The following is a 13,602-nucleotide window of genomic DNA, read 5'->3' as shown; positions in this document are numbered from 1 at the left end:
TTCTCTCATCAACCCACTTCAAGGCAGGATGCGATGTCCTTCTCGCGTAGAAACTTCCTGATCGCCACCGGCGTGGCCGCGGCGTCGACCTCGGTGCTGAGCGCCTGCAGCAGCGGCAGCGAGGGCGGCTCGCAGGACCAGGCCCCGAAAGTCAGCGGCTCCAAGACCACCGAGATCCCCGTGGGCACCAAGGCCGACTCGACCGGCCCGGCCACCGAGGTCAAGGGCGCGGTGACGGGCGGGACGATCTACTCGCTCCAGCAGTTCGACATGGACCACATGGACCCGGCGCAGATCTACGTCTCGACCGAGGGCGCCATCACCGTCCCGATCATGCGCGGTCTGACCGGCTACAAGCTGGACGACAAGGGCGGGGCCACCCTGGTCGGCGACGCCGCGACCGACGCCGGCACGATGAAGGACGGCGGCAAGACCTGGTCCTTCACCCTCAAGGACGGCATCAAGTGGGAGGACGGCGCCGACCTCTCCATGGACGACGTCCGCCACACCTTCGAGCGCCTCTTCGCGAGCTTCATCACCGAGGGTCCGGTCTACGTCCAGGAGTTCCTGGAGGGCGGCGACAAGTACGAGGGTCCGTACGACGGCAAGAGCCTCGACTCCATCGAGATCGACGGCAAGACCGTCACCTTCCGCCTCAAGGAAGCCCGCGTCGACTTCAACTACACGCTCGCGATGCGTGGTTACTCCCTGGTGCCGAAGAAGCACGACACCAAGGAGAAGTACGACAAGAAGCCGGTCTCCTGCGGCCCCTACAAGGTCGAGAGCCGTAGCATCGGCAAGTCGATGACCTTCGTGCGCAACGAGCACTGGGACGCGAAGACGGACCCGATCCGCAACGCCTACCCGGACAAGTTCGTCTTCCAGATGGGCTACGAGCTCGTCGCCTCGACCGACCGCTGGATCGCGGACCAGGGCAACGACCAGTACGCGGTGCCGATCTTCAACGAGGTCGCGCCCGAGCGCCTCGCCCAGGTCCTCACCAAGCCCGAGCTGAAGAAGCGCGTCCTCACCGCGGTCGACACGGTCACCTACTACTGGCCGATCAACATGACCCGGGTCAAGGACCTCAAGGTCCGTCAGGCCATCAACCACGCCTGGCCGCACCAGCAGCTCCAGACCATCGGCGGCGGTGCCGCGTCCCAGGAGATCGCCACCACGATCTTCGCGCCGGTGACGCCCGGTTACACCAAGTTCGACCTGTACGGCGTCGACAAGAAGCCGGGCGGCGACCCCGCGAAGGCCAAGGCCCTGCTGAAGGAGGCCGGCCAGGAGGGCTACAAGCTGGTCATCGCCTACCAGCAGTCGGACACCGCGGTGAAGACCGCCGTCGCCATCAAGAACGCGCTGGAGGCGGCCGGCTTCAAGGTCGTCAACAAGCAGGTCGACAAGTCGACGTTCTACACCCAGATCGGCAAGATCGACAACAAGTACGACCTGTTCGCCGCCGGCTGGAGCCCGGACTGGCCGGGCGGTTACTCGCAGTTCTACCCGTGCTGGAGCGGCAAGAACATCGGCGACGGCCGCAGCAACTACGCCCAGCTGAACGACCCGAGCGTCAACAAGGCCATCGACGCCGCGGGCAAGATCGCGGACGTGGAGGAGGCCAACAAGGCCTGGGGCAACGTCGACAAGATGATCATGGAGCTGGCCGCGGTCGTCCCGGACTACCACAAGATCCGGAACTACCTGTACGGCTCCAAGGTCGGCAACGTCGTCTGGGACGGCGGCAACACCTGCGTCGCGCTCACCAAGCTCTACGCCAAGAAGTAATCGAGCACGACCCCTTGGGGGCGGCCATTCCACATGGCCGCCCCTGCGGCCCACCCCCCTCTACTTCCCCCCGGCGACGGCGCCCCGTCCGGAAAGTCACGCCTCATGTTCCGCTTCCTTGTCCGCCGAGTCATCGGCGCGCTGGTCATTCTGTTGATCATCAGCGCCATCACCTTCTGGCTCTTCTACGCCGTGCCGCGTGACCCCGCGATGATGTCCTGCGGCAAGAACTGCACGCCCGAGAACCTGGCGCAGATCCGGCAGAACCTGGGCATCGACAAGCCGATCCCGGTGCAGTACTGGCTGTGGCTGGTCGGCGTCTTCGTCGGGCGCGACTACGCCAACTACGACTTCTGCAACGCACCCTGCCTCGGGTACTCCTTCGCCAACCGCGAGCCCGTCTTCGACACGATCATGGACCGTCTGCCGACGACCCTGTCGCTCGCCTTCGGCGCGGCCGTCGTCTTCCTGATCCTCGGTATCGGCGCGGGCATGCTCGCGGCGCTCAAGCAGGGCAAGTTCCTGGACAAGTTCGCCAGCTCCGCCTCGCTGCTCGGCTCCTCGCTCCAGATCTACTTCGTCGGCTACATCGCGATGTTCTTCTTCGTCGCGCAGCTGGGGTGGCTCGACCAGCCGCAGTGGACCCCGCTCTCCGAGAACCCGGCCGCCTGGTTCGGCGGGCTGTTGTTGCCCTGGCTGGTCCTCGCGATCATCTTCACCGCCAACTACACGCGTATGACCCGCTCCCAGCTCGTGGAGCAACTCAGCGAGGACTATGTCCGCACGGCACGGGCCAAGGGTCTGTCCCGGTCGAACGTGTTCTTCCGGTTTGCCTGGCGCGGCGCGATGGGCCCCATCGTCACAGTGTTCGGCATCGACCTGGGCACGCTGATCGGCGGTGCCATCATCACCGAGTCGACCTTCAGCCTCCCGGGCGTCGGCCGGCTCGCGGTGAAGTCCGTGGACCAGAGCGACCTGCCGATGCTGCTGGGTGTGACCCTGCTGGCGGCCGGCGCGATCGTCTTCGCCAACATCATCGTGGACGCCGTCTACGCCCTCATCGACCCGCGGATCCGGCTCGCCTGACCTCCGCCCCCCACTCCCGACCCCTCGCATCACCCCCCTCAGGAGCGTCCCCGTGACGAGCACCGATCAGCAGCCCTTCCTCTCCGTCAAGGACCTTCAGGTCCACTTCTCCACCGAGGACGGCATCGTCAAGGCCGTCGACGGGCTCTCCTTCGACCTTGCCAAGGGCCAGACGCTCGGCATCGTGGGTGAGTCGGGATCCGGCAAGTCCGTCACCAACCTGACGATCCTGGGCCTGCACGACCCGTTCCGCACCAAGATCGATGGCGAGATCCTGCTGGACGGCAAGGAGCTGCTCACCGCCTCCGAGCGGGAGCTGGAGCGGCTGCGCGGCAACAAGATGTCCATGATCTTCCAGGACGCGCTTGCCTCGCTGTCGCCGTACCACACCATCGGGACGCAGATCGGTGAGACGTACCGCAAGCACACCGGTGCCTCCAAGAAGGAGGCCCGGGCGCGGGCGATCGAGATGCTGCGGCGGGTCGGGATCCCGCAGCCGGACATGCGGGTGGACGACTACCCGCACCAGTTCTCCGGCGGTATGCGCCAGCGCGCGATGATCGCGATGGCGCTGGTCTGCGACCCCGAGCTGCTGATCGCGGACGAGCCGACCACCGCGCTCGACGTGACCGTCCAGGCGCAGATCATGGACCTGCTCAAGGACCTGCAGCAGGAGTTCGGCACGGCGATCATCTTCATCACGCACGACCTCGGTGTCATCGCCGACATCGCGGACGACGTGCTGGTGATGTACGGCGGCCGGTGCGTGGAGCGGGGCACAAAGGAAGAGGTGCTGCGCGACCCGCAGCACCCCTACACCGTGGGTCTGCTGAGCTCCATGCCGAGCCTGGACGGGCCGGTCGACGTGCCGCTGTCCCCGATCCCGGGTGCACCTCCGTCGCTGCTGAACCCGCCCTCCGGCTGCCGCTTCCACCCGCGGTGCGCCTTCACCGAGAAGGTCCCGGGCGGGCTGTGCTCCAGCGAGCGGCCGCTCCTCGACGTGGTGGACGGCCGGGGGTCCGCCTGCCACCTGCCGCAGGGGGAGCGCAAGGATCTGTTCGCCGAATTCGCCGGATCCCGGCACTGACTGACGTACACGAGACGGGACTTCACCATCATGAGCAACGCGCAACCGCTCCTGGACGTCAGCGGTCTGACCAAGCACTTCCCGATCAAGGGCGGCTTCCCGATCAAACGCACGGTCGGCGCCGTGCAGGCCGTGGACGGCCTCGACTTCCAGGTGGGTGAGGGCGAGGCCCTCGGTCTGGTCGGCGAGTCGGGCTGCGGCAAGTCGACGACGGGCCGGCTGATCACGCGGCTCCTGGAGCCGTCGGGCGGCAAGATCTCGTACCGCGGCCAGGACATCACGCACGCGGGCCGCAAGCAGCTCGCGCCGGTCCGCTCCGAGATCCAGATGATCTTCCAGGACCCCTACGCGTCCCTGAACCCGCGCCAGACGGTCGGCAAGATCATCTCCGGCCCGATGGAGATCAACGGCATCAACCCGGCGGGCGGCCGCGAGAAGCGTGTCCGCGAACTGCTGGAGATCGTCGGCCTGAACCCCGAGCACTACAACCGCTTCCCGCACGAGTTCTCCGGCGGTCAGCGCCAGCGCATCGGCGTGGCACGGGCGTTGGCCCTCGAACCGAAGCTGATCGTGGCCGACGAGCCGGTCTCGGCGCTGGACGTCTCGATCCAGGCGCAGGTCGTGAACCTGCTGCAGAAGGTCCAGCAGGAGCTGGGCATCGCCTTCGTCTTCATCGCCCACGACCTGGCCGTCGTACGGCACTTCTCGCAGCGCGTCGCGGTCATGTACCTCGGCAAGATCGTCGAGATCGCCGACCGCGACGACCTTTACGGCAACCCGCGCCACCCGTACACCCGGGCGCTGCTGTCCGCCGTGCCCGAGGCGACGGTGGAGGATACCCCCCGCGAGCGCATCCGCCTCCAGGGCGATGTCCCCTCCCCCATCAACCCGCCCTCCGGCTGCCGCTTCCGCACCCGCTGCTGGAAGGCGACGGAGAAGTGCTCGACCGAGGCCCCGCCGCTGGTCCAGGTCGAGGGCAACAAGCCCGGTCACCTGACCGCGTGCCACTACCCGGAGACGGACGACGCGGTCCCCGCGCCGCGCCTCGCCAAGGACCCCCAGCCGGCGGTCTGACACACCCCTTTTCGTCAGGCGCCGTGCCCGGAAGGGACTTTCACCGGCCCATTGACCCGAGCCCATGAGCGTCCCGTTCCAGGGGAAGGAGGGCCCGTGCACACCCCTTGGGTGCGCACGGGCCCTCATCTCTCGGTCACGGGCCCCGGATACTGGGCGCATGGTGAACCGAGTGGCCGTGCTCTCCGACATCCACGCCGTGCTGCCCGCCCTCGAAGCCGTACTCGCGGAACCGGTGGTCACGGCGGCGGACCTGATCGTGCTCACCGGGGACATCGCCTGCGGTCCGCAGCCCGCCCAGGTCATGGACGTCCTGACGGGCCTGGGCGACCGAGTGGTCTGGATCCGGGGCAACGCCGACCGCGAACTCGTCGAGTACCGGCGCGGACTGCGCACGTCGATCCCCGACCCCATCGGACCGTGGGCCGCCGAGAACCTCCGCGAGGACCAGGTCACCTTCCTGGAGCGGCTGCCGACGTCCCTCACCCTTCCGGTGGACGGCCTCGGCGAGGTGCTCTTCTGCCATGCGACGCCGCGTGACGACGAAGAGGTCGTGCTCGTCGACTCCCGCGCCGAGCGGTGGGCGGAGGTCTTCGCGCGGGTCGACTCCGCCGTCACCACCGTCGTGTGCGGCCACACCCATATGCCGTTCACCCGCCTCGCAGCCGGCCGGCTCGTGGTGAACCCGGGCAGCGTCGGGATGCCGTACGGCAGGCTCGGCGCGCACTGGGCGCTGCTCGGGCCGGGGGTCGAGCTGCGACGCACCCTGCTGGACGTGGAGGCCGCAGCCGCCCGTGTCGTCGCGGACTCCGCCTTCGAGCAGGCCGCCGAGTGGGCCGACTACTTCCTCAACGCCCGGGCCACCGAGGCGGAAGCCTTCGCCGCCTTCGCGCGCCGGGACGGTCGCGAGGGCTGAGAAACAGTACGGCGACTGAGAACGGTACGGCGGTCTCGGCAACGCCCCTGCCGATCACCTAGGTTGGGCCAGATGGCCCTCCACCTGCGTGGCACCGTCCTCCCCGACGGCACCGACCGCGACCTCTGGCTCCTCGGCGACCGCATCACCTTCGACCGCCCGTCCGGCGAGGCGCAGACCGTGGCCGACGGCGGCTACCTGCTGCCGGGGCTGGTCGACGTGCACACACATCCCGGGTCCCCGTCCGAGGACGACCCCGTCTTCGACCCCGAGGTGTTCGCCGAGCAGATCACCGCACACCGGGACGCGGGGACGACGGCGTTGCGGTTTCCGGGGCTGCTGGGCGAGATCCCGGCGGGTCTGCGCGAAGCCCCGGACGCCCCACGCATGATCACCGCGGGGCGGTGGCTGGCGTGGGTGGGACTGTCGAAAAGCGCCGACTTCCACACCGTCACCGACGACCTGGTCGCCGCCGCCGTCGCGGAGACCAAGGCCCACGACGGCTGGTGCAAGCTGATGGGCGACTGGGACTTCGAGTCGGATCCGGTGCCGTACGACATCCTGCGCGCCGTCACCGACGCGGTGCACGCCGTCGGCGGGCGGGTCGCCGCGCACTGTCAGTCGGCGCGCGGCGTGCTGAACGCCTCGCGGGCCGGCGTCGACTCGATCGAGCACGGGATGGGCATGCCGGAGGAGTGCGTCGAGCTGATGGCCACGCACGGGACCGTCTACGTCCCCACCCTCACGACGTTCGCGCGCCGCGTGCCGGGCATCAAGGACAACCCCCGCGGGCGCCTCTCGCACGAAGGCCACCGCATCATCATCCGCCGGGTCCGCGAGGCCCACGACGCCGGCGTCCGCATCCTCGCCGGCACCGACTCGGCCCCCTTCGGCAACGTGGCCACCGAGGTCGAACACCTCATCGCCGCGGGCCTGCCGGCCGAGGTGGCGGTGGGTGCGGCGAGCTGGACGGCACGGGACTTCCTGGGGCTGCCGGGACTGGTGGAGGGCGGGCTTGCCGACGTGACGGTGTACGACGCGGATCCGCGGGTGGAGCCGGGAGTGCTGCGGCATCCGCGGCGGATCGTACTGCGGGGGCGGGTGGTCCGCTGAGCGGAGAGGGCGACGGCGTCAGGTCAGGGTTCGGGGGTCAGGGCTCGCGCGCTACCAACTCCACCTCGAAGCCGTCGCCGTTCTCCAGGTAGGCGGCGTAGTGCTCGGGCCCGCCCGCATAGGGATGCCGATCCGGGAAGAGCAGACTCCAGTCGTGCCGCGGCGCCTCCTCGACCAGTGCATCGAGGCCCGCCCGGCTGCACGGGGCATGGAAGGCCAGGTGATTCAGGCCGGGCCGCAGCCGGTCGTGCCGGGTGCCCCGCAGCGCCGGTGACTCCTCGACCACGAGGTACGTCTCCCCCGCACGCCAACTGCGCCCCGCCGGCCAGTCCTGGTGGGGTTCGTAGCCCAGGCGTTCCAGCAGCCACCCCCACGACGTGACGGCGCGCCGCAGATCCGGCACCCACAGCTCCACGTGATGCAGCAACTCCCGCACCCTTCCTCCGTGTTCGAGTTCGTTGTGGCAGACTTCCGCGCGTGGTCGATCGGTCGTTCGCGGATCCTGCGCTCGCCGCGTTGTACGACACCCTGAACCCCTGGGGACCGGGTGACGACTTCTACCTCGGGCTCGTGAGTGCCGCCGGCGCGGTGCTCGATGTCGGCTGCGGTACGGGCCGGTTGCTCCGGCATGCCCGGGCCGGCGGTCACCGTGGGCGGCTCGTAGGGCTCGATCCGGCGGCCGCCATGCTCGTGGAGGCGCGCCGGCACGGCACCGACGTCGAATGGGCGCTCGGGGATCTGCGGACGCGGGACTGGTGCGCGGAGTTCGATCTGGTCGTGATGACCGGGCATGCGTTCCAAGTGCTCGCCCGTGACGAGGAGTTGCGCACCTCACTGCGCGCCGTGCACCGCGCCCTGCGCCCGGCGGGCGGTTCGTGTTCGAGACGCGGAATCCAGCCGCGCGGGCCTGGGAGACGTGGACGCCGGAACGGGCCCGCACGGTCACCGGCGCCGACGGGGCCGCCGTCCGCGTGTGGCACGACGTCGAAGGGCCCGTCGTCGGAGAACTGGTGACCTTCACGGAGACGTACGCCTGCGACACCTGGCCGGCCCCCGCGGTCAGCCGCACCACCCTCCGCTTCCTTGCCCCCGACGCCCTGTCCGCCTTCCTCCACGAGGCCGGCCTCACCGTCGCCGACCAGTACGGCGACTGGGCGCGGACGCCGGTCACAGCAGCCGCACCGGAGATCATCACCGTGGCCCGGCGGACCTCCTAGAGGTCCTCGTCCTCGAAACTCCACCGGAGACCGACCTGTGCGGCGGGAGCATGGGGTACTCGCTCCACGCGGAGACCTGCCCCGCCGACGCGCCCTCACGCAGACCGGAGACATCGAGGGTGAGGCCAACAGCTATCGACATGCGCCCAACGTACCGTCGGCCACTGACAACCAGCGCCTAGTCGTCCGACTGCTCCAGCGCCGCCAGCGCCGGATCCAGCACGATGTCCTCGTCCCGTGCCTCGATCGTCGGCTCCTCCGGGAAGTGGCAGGCCGTCAGGTGGCCGTCGTGGTTGCCCTCGATCCGGATCAGCGGGGGCTCCTCGGCCGCGCACTTGTCCTGTGCCTTCCAGCAGCGGGTGCGGAACCGGCAGCCGGAGGGCGGGGAGATCGGAGACGGCACGTCGCCGGCCAGACGGATCCGCTCACGCGCCGGAGCCTCCTCGTCGGCCACACTCACCTCGGGCACCGCGGACAGCAGGGCGTGGGTGTAGGGGTGCCGGGGCCGGGTGTAGATGGAGTCGCGGTCGCCGACCTCGATGACCTTGCCGAGGTACATGACCGCCACGCGCTGCGAGAAGTGCCGTACGACGGCCAGGTCGTGGGCGATGAACAGGAACGCGATGCCCAGCTCCTGCTGGACCTTCTGCAGCAGGTTCACGACCTGCGCCTGGATCGAGACGTCCAGCGCCGAGACCGGCTCGTCGGCCACGATCAGCTTCGGTTCGAGGGCCAACGCCCGTGCCACGCCGATGCGCTGGCGCTGACCGCCGGAGAACTCGTGCGGGAAGCGGTTGTAGTGCTCGGGGTTCAGACCGACGATCTCCAGCAGCTCCCTGACCCGTTTCTCCCTTCCGCCGTCCGGCTCGATCCCGTTGATCTCCATCGGACCGGAGATGATCTTGCCGACCGTCTGGCGCGGGTTCAGCGAGGAGTACGGGTCCTGGAAGATCATCTGGATCTCGGAGCGGATCGGCATCAGCTGCCTGCGCGTGGCCCGGGTGATGTCCTTGCCCCGGTACGAGATCTTGCCGCTGGTCGGCTCCATGAGCTTGGTGATCAGGCGTCCGGTCGTCGACTTGCCGCAGCCCGACTCCCCCACCAGCCCGAAGCTCTCCCCGACATGCACCGTCAGGTCGATGCCGTCGACGGCCTGCACCTGGCCGACGGTCCGCCGGATTGGGAAGCCGCCCTTGACCGGGAAGTGCTTCACGAGCCCTTCCACTTCCAGCAGCGGTTCGCCGGACGCGTCGGTGGCGGCCCCGCGGGGTGCGGGGAGGACGAGGTCCTCTGTCATAGCCGTAGTCCTCCTCAGACGGGGCTGATCGGGGCGCTAGTGCAGTCGGGGCTTGATCTCTTCGGTGAAAATGGTCCGCTTCTGGTCCGCCGTCAAGTGGCAGGCCGAGGAGCGGTCCGGGCCCAGCAACGGGACCTCGGTGACACAGCGCGTGCCGCCGACCCGGTCCTGGAAGGTACAGCGGGGGTGGAAGCGACAGCCGGAGGGCGGGCGCAGCAGGGACGGCGGAGTACCGGGGATCGGGGCCAGCGGGGTGTGCGGGTCCGAGTCCAGGCGCGGCATCGAGTTCAGCAGGCCCCAGGTGTAAGGGTGTTGCGGCGCCCTCAGTACCTCGTTGACCGTGCCGCGCTCCGCCGCGCGGCCCGCGTACATCACCATGATGTCGTCGGCCATGTCGGCGATCACCCCGAGGTCGTGGGTGATGAAGATGATCGCCGAACCGAACTCCCGCTGCAGGTCCTTCAGCAGATCCAGGATCTGCGCCTGGACCGTGACGTCCAGGGCGGTGGTCGGCTCGTCGGCGATCAGCAGGTCCGGGTCGCAGACCAGCGACATCGCGATCATCGCGCGCTGGCGCATACCGCCGGAGAACTGGTGCGGATAGTCCTTCGCCCGCTGCTTCGGGTTGGGGATGCCGACCTTGCCCAGCATCTCCACCGCCCGCTCCCAGGCGACCTTCTTCGAGACGCGCATGTGCTTCATGTACGGCTCGGCGATCTGCCGGCCCACCGTGTAGTACGGCGACAGCGCGGTGAGCGGGTCCTGGAAGATCATGGCGACCTTGTTGCCGCGCAGCTTCTCCAGCTCGGACTCCCGGGCCGTGGTCAGCTCCCGGCCCTCCAGGAGGATCTCGCCCTCGACGGTGGTGAACATGGGGTTGTGCAGGCCGAGGATGGTCAGGTTCGTCACCGACTTGCCCGAGCCGGACTCGCCGACGATCCCCAGCGTGCTGCCGCGCTCCAGGTCGAAGGAGAGCCCGTCCACGGCCCGTACGACGCCGTCCTCGGTCTTGAAGCTGACGTGCAGGTCCCGCACCGACAGGAACGCGTCCGCGTCGGCCGGGACCGGGGCGCCGGCCTCCTTGGTCAGAGTGGTCACGTCAGTGCTCCTACCTAGGACAACCGCACGCGCGGGTCGATGAAGGCGTACGTCGCGTCGACGACGATGTTGCAGAGCAGGATCATGGTGGCGGAGAACAGCATCACGCCCAGCAGCAGCGGCAGATCGCTGAAGAACACCGACTCCACCGCCAGCCGGCCGAGCCCCGGAAGACCGAAGGTGTACTCCGTGATGATGGCACCGCCGAGCAGCGAGCCGAGGTCGATGCCGAAAATGGTGACGATGGGGATCAGCGAGCCGCGCCAGGCGTAGCGGAAGAAGACGTACCGCCGTGACATGCCCTTGGCCCGGGCGGTGCGGACGTGTTCCTCCTGGAGTTGCTCGATCATCGACGAGCGGGCCATACGGGTGTACTGCGAGGCGAAGATCGTGGAGAGGACGACCCAGGGGATGATCAGGCCCGTGAACCAGGCGGCTGGGTTCTGGGTGAACTCGTTGTAGGCGGGCTTGTCGAAGACCTGGGTCTGATAGACGAGGATCGCCAGGGCCAGCGGGCCGAGGAAGTAGATCTGCATCGAGCTGATCACCATCGCGCCGGCCGTGAAGGTCTTGTCGATGAGCGTGCCGCGCTTCCACGCGGCGATCAGGCCGGTGCCGAGCCCGACGATCAGGAAGCAGACGGCCCCGCCGAGGGTGAGCGAGACGGTGGTGGGCAGCCGGTCCATCAGGGTGCCCCACACCTGCTCGTTGGAGTGGTACGAGTAGCCGAAGCAGGGGGCGGGGCAAGGGCCTTGGGCGAAGTCGTCGCTGCCCGAGACCAGGTTGGTCAGGAAGATCCAGTACTGCTCGGGGATCGGCTTGTCGAGGCCGAGCACCCGGTGCAGGTTCTCCAGGTTGGCCGGGGTGCACGTCTTGCCGCACATCAGGAGCGCCGGGTCGCGCGGCATCCCGAAGAACAGCAGGAACGCGACGATGCTCAGCAGGAAGAGGATGACGACGGCGCCGAGGGACCGGCGGACCAGGAAGCGCAGCATGGCAGGCAGCTCTCAGACGTCGGCGGGCACAGGGCCTCTCCGGCGGCACCCGGCGCGCCCCTGGCGGAGCGGGCGCACCGGGTGCCTGGCGGGCGGGGTTACTTGACGTACAGGCGGCGCGGGTCGACGCCGGCGATGATGTCGTCGTAGACGAGGCCGCCGACCTTGGATCCGGCGATCTGGGTCTGCTTGTAGTACGCGGTCGGGACGACGTTGACGACTTCCTTCACCAGGTACTCGTTGAGCTTGCCCCACTCCTCCGAAGCCTCGGCCGGGTCGGTGATCTTGTTGATCCGGTCGATCTCGCTGTTGGCCTTGGAGTCGTTGACCTGCGAGTAGTTCTGGGCCCCCTCGGCGATCGCGCGTCCGTCGTACAGCGGCGGGATCACGGTCGAGGCGGACGGCCAGTCGGCACCCCACGCGGTGTGGAAGATGTCGTAGTTGTTGTCCAGCTTGCTGACCTGGTCGTAGTACGTCTCGGCCGGGATCTCCTGGCGCTGGACGTCGAAGCCGGCCTTCTCCAGGCCCGCCGCCATGGCGGTGGAGTACTGCTGGCCCTCGGGCGTGTTGATGTAGCCGAAGGTCAGCTTCAGACCGGTCTTGCCGGCCTCCTCCAGGAGCGCCTTGGCCTTGGCCGGGTCACCGGCGGGCTTCTTCTTCTTGCCCCACGGGTCGAAGCCGGGGTCGTAGCCGGTGACGGTCGGGCTGATGATGCCGCCCGCGACCTCCATCGCGTCGGTGCCGCCATAGGCCCGCACGAACGGCGTGACCGGGAGGGCGTAGGCGATGGCCTGGCGGACCTTGATGTCCTTCATCTCCGGGTGGGCCAGGTTGATGTTCATCTGGCCGACGTAGGGCTGGAAGCCGGAGACCGTGCGGGACTTCATCTTCGGGTCGTTCAGGACCTTGGTCAGGTTGCCCGCGTCGACCTGGTTGCTGAAGCTGACGCCCGTCCGGTCACTGCCGCTGTCGGCGAGGAGCGCCTTGGTGGAGTCCTCGTACTGCTGGTTGAACGTGATGTTGAACCGGTCGACGTACTGGTGGCGCAGCGGGTCCGTGGCCGCGTCCCAGTTCTCGTTCTTGACGAGCACCATCGACTTGCCGGACTTGAACTCCTGGATCTTGTACGGCCCGGTCACCACCGGGTCCTTGTCGTACTTCTCCTTGGTGTCGCCCTTCTCGGACACAATGGCGTAACCCGTCATGGCCAGGGCGTACGGCAGGTCGGGGTGCGGGTTCTTGAACTTGAAGACGACCGATTTGTCGTCCGGCGTCTCCAGCACAGTGTCGGGCAGGTGCTTGCCCTTGAACGGGCCGTCGGGCAGCAGCTTGCGGTAGTCGGCACCCGGTGTGTCGGCCAGCCACTGCTGGATGTACGGCGGGCCCTGGTTGATGAAGGACGCGAACTGCCGCTCGAAGGTGTGCCGGACGTCCGCGGAGGTGATCGCGGAGCCGTCCTCGAACTTGATGCCGTCCTTGAGCGTGAACTTCCAGGTCTTGCCGCCGTCCGTAGTGGTACCGGAGTCGGTGGCGAGGTCGCCGACGACCTCGTGCTTGCTGCCGTCGTTGCTGGTCGCCTTGTAGCCGGTCAAGCCTCTGTGCAGCAGCTGGGAGACCGCCATCTCGTCCTGGACGTAGACCTGTCCGGGGTCGAGGTGAGCGTAACTGTCGCGTGCCAGCACCGAGATGGTGCCGCCGGGCTTGGCGCCGGGGATCTCGGCGGCGGGGCCCTTGGACGCCTCGGCGTCCCCGAACTCGATCGCCGCCTGCTGCCGCTCGGCGTTCTCCTTCTGTTCCTTGTCGTTGCCACTGCCCTTGCTGCCGCCCTCGCTGCACCCGGTCAGCACGAGTGCGCCGGCCGCGAGCACCGAGATTGCCGTGTATACGTGGCGTCCGCCCCTACTCATCACTCAGTTTCCACCCATCTG

The 13,602-nt window shown here is 68.4% G+C and carries 13 protein-coding genes; 8 read left to right on the top strand and 5 right to left on the bottom strand.

The window, feature by feature from the left end; all coding sequences use genetic code 11:
• The first annotated feature begins 33 nt into the window (after window positions 1-33).
• From ACZ7L5_RS20695 to ACZ7L5_RS20670, 6 genes are all read left to right on the top strand, one after another.
• Window positions 34-1,791, top strand: coding sequence for an ABC transporter substrate-binding protein (locus ACZ7L5_RS20695; protein ID WP_471518260.1), 1,758 nt, complete (start codon window positions 34-36; stop codon window positions 1,789-1,791).
• A gap of 105 nt (window positions 1,792-1,896) precedes the next feature.
• The gene (locus tag ACZ7L5_RS20690; protein ID WP_363034853.1) at window positions 1,897-2,877 is read left to right on the top strand and encodes an ABC transporter permease; all 981 of its coding nucleotides are present in this window, start codon (window positions 1,897-1,899) and stop codon (window positions 2,875-2,877) included.
• 52 nt (window positions 2,878-2,929) lie between these two features.
• The gene (locus ACZ7L5_RS20685; protein ID WP_363034851.1) at window positions 2,930-3,964 is read left to right on the top strand and encodes an ABC transporter ATP-binding protein; all 1,035 of its coding nucleotides are present in this window, start codon (window positions 2,930-2,932) and stop codon (window positions 3,962-3,964) included.
• 30 nt (window positions 3,965-3,994) lie between these two features.
• Window positions 3,995-5,038 carry an ABC transporter ATP-binding protein gene (locus tag ACZ7L5_RS20680; protein WP_471518259.1) on the top strand — a complete coding sequence of 348 codons (1,044 nt, stop codon included), beginning with the start codon at window positions 3,995-3,997 and terminating at the stop codon, window positions 5,036-5,038.
• Between the two features lie 160 nt (window positions 5,039-5,198).
• Window positions 5,199-5,954, top strand: a complete 756-nt coding sequence (locus ACZ7L5_RS20675) for a metallophosphoesterase family protein (protein WP_471518258.1) — start codon at window positions 5,199-5,201, stop codon at window positions 5,952-5,954.
• 72 nt (window positions 5,955-6,026) lie between these two features.
• Window positions 6,027-7,067: an amidohydrolase family protein gene (locus tag ACZ7L5_RS20670; RefSeq protein WP_471518257.1), complete on the top strand. Its 1,041-nt coding sequence runs from the start codon at window positions 6,027-6,029 to the stop codon at window positions 7,065-7,067.
• 37 nt (window positions 7,068-7,104) lie between these two features.
• Here the strand turns inward: ACZ7L5_RS20670 and ACZ7L5_RS20665 are convergent, their stop codons facing one another.
• Entirely contained in the window at window positions 7,105-7,494 is a 390-nt protein-coding gene (locus ACZ7L5_RS20665; protein ID WP_471518472.1) for a VOC family protein, read from the bottom strand.
• A 50-nt stretch (window positions 7,495-7,544) separates the two neighbouring features.
• On the opposite strand from ACZ7L5_RS20665, the gene ACZ7L5_RS20660 reads away from it, so the two are divergent.
• Both ACZ7L5_RS20660 and ACZ7L5_RS20655 read left to right on the top strand, forming a co-directional pair.
• Window positions 7,545-8,081: a class I SAM-dependent methyltransferase gene (locus ACZ7L5_RS20660; protein WP_471518256.1), complete on the top strand. Its 537-nt coding sequence runs from the start codon at window positions 7,545-7,547 to the stop codon at window positions 8,079-8,081.
• Entirely contained in the window at window positions 8,078-8,284 is a 207-nt protein-coding gene (locus ACZ7L5_RS20655) for a hypothetical protein (protein WP_471518255.1), read from the top strand. Before ACZ7L5_RS20660 ends, ACZ7L5_RS20655 begins: the two co-directional genes overlap by 4 nt.
• Before the next feature lie 178 nt (window positions 8,285-8,462).
• Here the strand turns inward: ACZ7L5_RS20655 and ACZ7L5_RS20650 are convergent, their stop codons facing one another.
• The 4 genes from ACZ7L5_RS20650 to ACZ7L5_RS20635 all read right to left on the bottom strand — a co-directional run bounded on the left by ACZ7L5_RS20650 (window position 8,463) and on the right by ACZ7L5_RS20635 (window position 13,581).
• The gene (locus ACZ7L5_RS20650; RefSeq protein WP_471518254.1) at window positions 8,463-9,581 is read right to left on the bottom strand and encodes an ABC transporter ATP-binding protein; all 1,119 of its coding nucleotides are present in this window, start codon (window positions 9,579-9,581) and stop codon (window positions 8,463-8,465) included.
• Between the two features lie 36 nt (window positions 9,582-9,617).
• Entirely contained in the window at window positions 9,618-10,679 is a 1,062-nt protein-coding gene (locus ACZ7L5_RS20645) for an ABC transporter ATP-binding protein (RefSeq protein ID WP_365060925.1), read from the bottom strand.
• A 14-nt stretch (window positions 10,680-10,693) separates the two neighbouring features.
• Entirely contained in the window at window positions 10,694-11,674 is a 981-nt protein-coding gene (locus tag ACZ7L5_RS20640) for an ABC transporter permease (protein WP_471518253.1), read from the bottom strand.
• A 98-nt stretch (window positions 11,675-11,772) separates the two neighbouring features.
• Window positions 11,773-13,581, bottom strand: a complete 1,809-nt coding sequence (locus ACZ7L5_RS20635) for an ABC transporter substrate-binding protein (RefSeq protein ID WP_471518252.1) — start codon at window positions 13,579-13,581, stop codon at window positions 11,773-11,775.
• Window positions 13,582-13,602: the final 21 nt, after the last annotated feature.

The organism is Streptomyces sp. NPDC107528 (genome assembly GCF_055639295.1).
Note: the sequence above shows the minus strand (reverse complement) of the source record. Positions and strands in the feature narration are given on the sequence as shown.